Here is a 4,929-nt window from a genome sequence, read left to right as displayed (position 1 = left end):
GCCATCCAGGGGGTGATCCAATGGGCTGGCGGCGCTGGTGATATAGAGGGTGGTGAGGTTCGGGCCACCGAAAACGCAACTGGTGGGGCGGCTCACGGGCAATTCGATGATGCGGTCCACCTCGCCTTCGGGCGTCAGGCGCAGCAGGCAGCTGCCGTCCCAGCGCGCGTTCCAGAGACAGCCTTCGGCGTCCATCGCCGAGCCGTCCGGCCCGCCGCGTGCATGCGGCCCGAACCACACCTGGGCCGGGTCGAGCTGGCCGTCCGGCTGGATCGTGTGCCGGTACAAGGTAGCGTCCATGCTGTCGCCGAAATGCACCTGGGTGCCGTCGTCGTTCCAGAGCAAGGTATTGGGAATGCCCAAGCCACTGAGCAGCGGCGTGACCTGCGCATCGGCATCAATGCGAAACAGCCCGCCGGAACGCCGTGTGATCGGCAGGTCTTCACCCCCCTCGCCGATGTTGTTTTGCATGGTGCCCAACCACAGGCGGCCCATGGCATCGCAGCGCGCTTCATTGCCACGGTTGCCCGGTTGCGGGTCGGCCACGCACAGCAGGGTCAGGGCTTCGGTGGCAAGGTCGAGCCGATACACACCACTGCTCAAGGTCACCAGCGCATCGCCGCTTTCACACGGGATAAAGGCCGAGACATGCTCCGGCAACTGCCAGACCTGCAGCTGCCCGTCCATCAGGCGCAGCGCCTGTTTGCCGACGATATTGACCCAGTACAGCGCCTGGGTCGGCACGTCCCAGAACGGCCCTTCGCCCAATTGCGCGCGGTGCGGGGTAACAGCGATACACGACATGTAGCCTCCTGGATTGTTATTTTTTCTCAGGTGCGCGTTACAGCGGGTCGCGGGATGGCGTGCCATCCACCAGCCGTTGGATACGCAACGGGTTGGCGTTTTTCAACGCGTCGGGCAGCAGGCTATCAGGGTAATTCTGGAAGCACACGGGGCGCAGGAAGCGGTCGATGGCCAGCGTGCCGACCGACGTGCCGCGCGCGTCCGATGTGGCGGGATAAGGCCCGCCGTGGACCATCGAATCGCAGACTTCCACACCGGTCGGGTAGCCGTTGAGCAGGATGCGCCCGACTTTTTGCTCCAGCAGCGGCGTCAGTTCGGCGAACTGTTCAAAGTCCGCCGACTCGCCAATGACGGTCGCCGTGAGTTGCCCGTGCAGCCCGTGCAAGGCGGCGCTGAGCTGCGCCTGATCGGCCACTTCGACAAACACGGTGGTGGGGCCGAACACTTCTTCCTGCAGCACTTCATCACCGTCGATCAGCAAGCTGACATCGGCCTTGAACAACTGCGGCTGCGCCTGATTGCCGGCTTGGGCATTACCCGCTAGATGTTGAACGCCCGGGTGAGCCAGGAGTTTCTCCAGGCCTTTACCGTAACTGCTCAAAGTGCCGGCGTTGAGCATGGTTTGCGCCGGTTGATCGCCGATCAGTTGCGCGACCTGCTGGGTGAAGGCGCTGAATTCAGGCGACGCGATACCGATCACCAAACCGGGGTTGGTGCAAAACTGGCCGCAGCCTTGCACCACCGAAGCGGTGAGGTCGCGGGCGATGCTTTCGGCCCGTGCCTGCAGGGCCTGAGGCAGCACAATCACCGGGTTGATGCTCGACATTTCGGCGAACACCGGAATCGGCTGCGCACGTGCGGCGGCCATGTCACACAGGGCGCGGCCACCTTTGAGCGAGCCGGTGAAACCCACGGCCTGGATCGCCGGGTGCTTGACCAGCGCCTCGCCGACGCCACCGCCGAAAATCATGTTGAACACGCCCGCCGGCATTTCGGTCGCTTCCGCTGCACGAATGATTGCATCGGCAACGCACTCGGCGGTCGCCATGTGCCCGCTGTGGGCCTTGAACACCACCGGGCAACCTGCCGCAAACGCCGCTGCTGTATCGCCGCCCGCGGTGGAAAATGCCAGGGGGAAATTGCTGGCGCCAAACACCGCCACGGGGCCGAGGCCAATGCGGTATTGGCGCAGGTCCGGACGCGGCAGCGGTTGGCGATCGGGCAATGCCTTGTCGATGCGCGCGCCGTAGAAATCACCCCGGCGCAGCACGGTGGCGAACAGGCGCATCTGGCCGCTGGTACGCCCGCGCTCGCCTTTGATGCGCGCCGCAGGCAACGCGGTTTCGCGGCACACCAGCGCGACGAAATCATCCCCCAGCGCGTCCAGCTCATCGGCCACCGCATCCAGGAACTGCGCGCGGCGCGCGGCACTCAACGCACGGTAGGCCGGGTAAGCTGCTGCGGCTGCCTTGGCGGCGGCGTCGACCTCCTCCGGCGTGGCCTGGTAGAAGGCCTGGGGCAAGGCTTCGCCGGTGCTGGCGTCGACACTCTCAAGGGTGACGCTGCCGTTGGCGCTGCGCTGGCCGCCGATGTAGTTGTGGCCGAGAAACTGAGTCATGGTGGTCTCCTTAAAGCGTGATGACAGCGCCGGGTTCAAACACCGCGTCAGCCGTGCCGACACTGTTGACCAGCGGCGCGCCGAAGTCAGCCTGGCTGATCTCGAACACATCCCCCGGCCGGGTACGTATACCGTCGGCGAATGACAGGGTGGCGGTGCCGAAAAAGTGAATATGCACATCGCCCGGCTTGAGGAACTGACTGTATTTGAAATGGTGGTATTCGAGGTTTTCCAGGCTGTGGCACATATTGGCCTCGCCGCTGAGGAATTCGTTCCGCCAGATTTCCTCGCCATTGCGCAGGATGCGGCTGGTGCCCGCCAGGTGCTCGGGCAATTCGCCCACGCGCAACTCGGGGCCATAGCTGCAACTGCGCAGTTTGGAGTGGGCCAGGTACAGGTAATTCTTGCGTTCCATGATGTGGTCGGAGAACTCGTTACCCACCGCAAAGCCCAGGCGATAAGGTTTGCTGTCGGGGCCGATCACGTAAAGGCCGCCGATCTCCGGCTCTTCACCGGCGTCGTCGGCAAACGGTGGGACCGGAAAGGCCGCGCCCGGGCGCACGACGATGCTGCCGTCGCCTTTGTAGAACCACTCCGGCTGCACGCCTGCCTGGCCGGCCGCCGGTTTGCCGCCTTCCACGCCCCACTTGAAGATGCGCATGGTGTCGGTCATCGCGCTGTCGTCACCGGCCTGCTGATGCATCTTGTCGCGCGCCGAAGCGCTGCCCAAGTGCGTCAGGCCGGTACCGCTGATCAGCATGTGTGCCGGGTCTGGGTGGTCGAGTGGCGGCAGGATTTTCAGGTCGGCCAACAGTGCCGCGTAATCGTAGCTGTCGCCCAGGCCCAGGCTATTCACCTGTTGCGCCAGGCCCACACCGGCTTCGATGGCGGCCAGCGCCAGCTCGCGCACGCTGCGGGTAGTTTGCACTTCGCGCAGTTTAGTGCCTTCGACCACGCCGACGCGGCGCTCGCCATTACGTAACTCGAACTGAACTAAACGCATGCCATATCTCCTGAATTAAGTGCGTGTAGCGCCACGGGCGCTGGCGGCGAATTGATCGGCGGGCAGCACATGCTTGCGCTCCAGCAGGCGGTAAACCACGCCAGTGAGCAGCAGGCCAAACACCATCACCGCCGACAAGAAGTACAAGCCTGAGGCCAGATTGCCGGTGTATTCCTTGAGCGCACCGATCACGAACGGGCCGATATAACCGCCGAGGTTGCCCACTGAGTTGATCAAGGCAATACCTGCGGCGGCACTGGCACCGGCAAAAAACCGCCCCGGCAAGGTCCAGAACACCGCCGTGCAGGAAAACAGCGCGAACGCCGCCAGGCACAGCGCCGCCATTTGCAGCACCGGCACATTCAGCCAGGCGCTGAAGAACAGGCCGATGGCGCCGAGCACGTAGAGCACGGCGAGGTGGCCGTAACGGTCATTCAAGCGGTCGGAGCTGCGCGGGATGATCAGCAGCCCGATGATCCCGAAGATGTACGGCACCGCCGAGACAAAACCGGTGACCAGGTCACTGCCGCCGAACTGTTTGATCAGGGTCGGCAGCCACAGGCCCAGGCCGTAGATGCTCAGGGTCACCGGCAGATAAAACAGCGCCAGCAGTAACACCCGCGTGTCTTTGAGGGCGTGCAGCGGGTTGCCGTGGCGGGTCTGGCCATAGGCTTGCAGGTCTTTGTTCAGTTCGCCGCTGAGCCAGGTTTTTTCGTCCTCGCTCATCCAGCTGACTTGCTTGGGGCCATCCGGCAGGAAGCGCAGCACCGGCCAGGTCAGCAAGAGCGCCGGGGTGCCAATCACAATGAACAGCCACTGCCAGCCGTGCAGCCCAAGAATGCCGTCCATGCCCAGCAAGCCACCGGACACCGGGCCGGTGATCATCATCGCGATCGGTTGAGACAGGATGAACAGCCCGAGGATCTTGCCGCGATGGCGCACCGGGAACCATTGGGTGATGTAGTAGAGAACGCCCGGGAAGAAACCGGCTTCCGCCGCGCCGAGCAGAAAGCGCATCACGTAGAAGCTGTGCGGGCCCTGCACGAACGCCATGCCAATGGTGATGGCGCCCCAGGTCAGCATGATCCGCGCGAACCAGCGCCGCGCGCCGAAACGGTCGAGCATCAGGTTGCTGGGGATCTCGAACAGGAAATAGCCAATGAAGAACAACCCCGCGCCCAAGCCATACGCGGCATCGCCGATGCCGACGTCGGCGCCCATGTGCAGCTTGGCAAAGCCCACCGCCGAGCGGTCCACGTAGGCAACCAGGTACAGCAGGATCAGGAAGGGAATCAGTTTCAGCGTGATGCGCCGAATAAGCCGCAGTTCCTGGCTCATGGGGGTCGATCTCCGATTGTTGTTTTTATAGAAGCTCGGGGGGACGCCTCTCGCGAAAATCCGCCAGGGCCATACCTCAGTTAAGCCCGACTATATAGTATGACTATTTACAAGACAACACTTCCAAAGCTGTGATTTTGCGCTTATGTTTAGACCATGATAGAAC

The 4,929-nt window shown here is 63.3% G+C and carries 4 protein-coding genes; all 4 read right to left on the bottom strand.

From position 1 onward, the window contains the following. Nucleotides 1-804, bottom strand: an 804-nt coding sequence (locus WBB95_RS09155) for an SMP-30/gluconolactonase/LRE family protein (RefSeq protein WP_424487295.1), incomplete at its 3' end; no start/stop codon positions are given. A gap of 37 nt (nt 805-841) precedes the next feature. Further along, nucleotides 842-2,422, bottom strand: coding sequence for an aldehyde dehydrogenase (NADP(+)) (locus tag WBB95_RS09150; RefSeq protein ID WP_424487294.1), 1,581 nt, complete (start codon nt 2,420-2,422; stop codon nt 842-844). Between the two features lie 10 nt (nt 2,423-2,432). Further along, on the bottom strand, nt 2,433-3,425 hold the full coding sequence (gene araD1, locus WBB95_RS09145) for an AraD1 family protein (protein ID WP_424487293.1): 993 nt from the start codon (nt 3,423-3,425) through the stop codon (nt 2,433-2,435). Between the two features lie 15 nt (nt 3,426-3,440). Then, a complete protein-coding gene (locus tag WBB95_RS09140) occupies nt 3,441-4,763 on the bottom strand; it encodes an MFS transporter (RefSeq protein WP_424487292.1) in 1,323 nt (440 codons plus the stop codon). Nucleotides 4,764-4,929: the final 166 nt, after the last annotated feature.

The sequence above is a fragment of the Pseudomonas sp. genome, assembly GCF_049645325.1.
Lineage (GTDB): Bacteria > Pseudomonadota > Gammaproteobacteria > Pseudomonadales > Pseudomonadaceae > Aquipseudomonas.
This window is presented reverse-complemented; position numbering and strand designations above follow the sequence as displayed.

Excerpts from the sequence above, each read along its gene's own strand:
- WBB95_RS09150 (WP_424487294.1), bottom strand. The coding sequence starts at position 2,422 with ATGACTCAGTTTCTCGGCCACAACTACATCGGCGGCCAGCGCAGCGCC.
- araD1 (WP_424487293.1), bottom strand. The coding sequence starts at position 3,425 with ATGCGTTTAGTTCAGTTCGAGTTACGTAATGGCGAGCGCCGCGTCGGC.
- WBB95_RS09140 (WP_424487292.1), bottom strand. The coding sequence starts at position 4,763 with ATGAGCCAGGAACTGCGGCTTATTCGGCGCATCACGCTGAAACTGATT.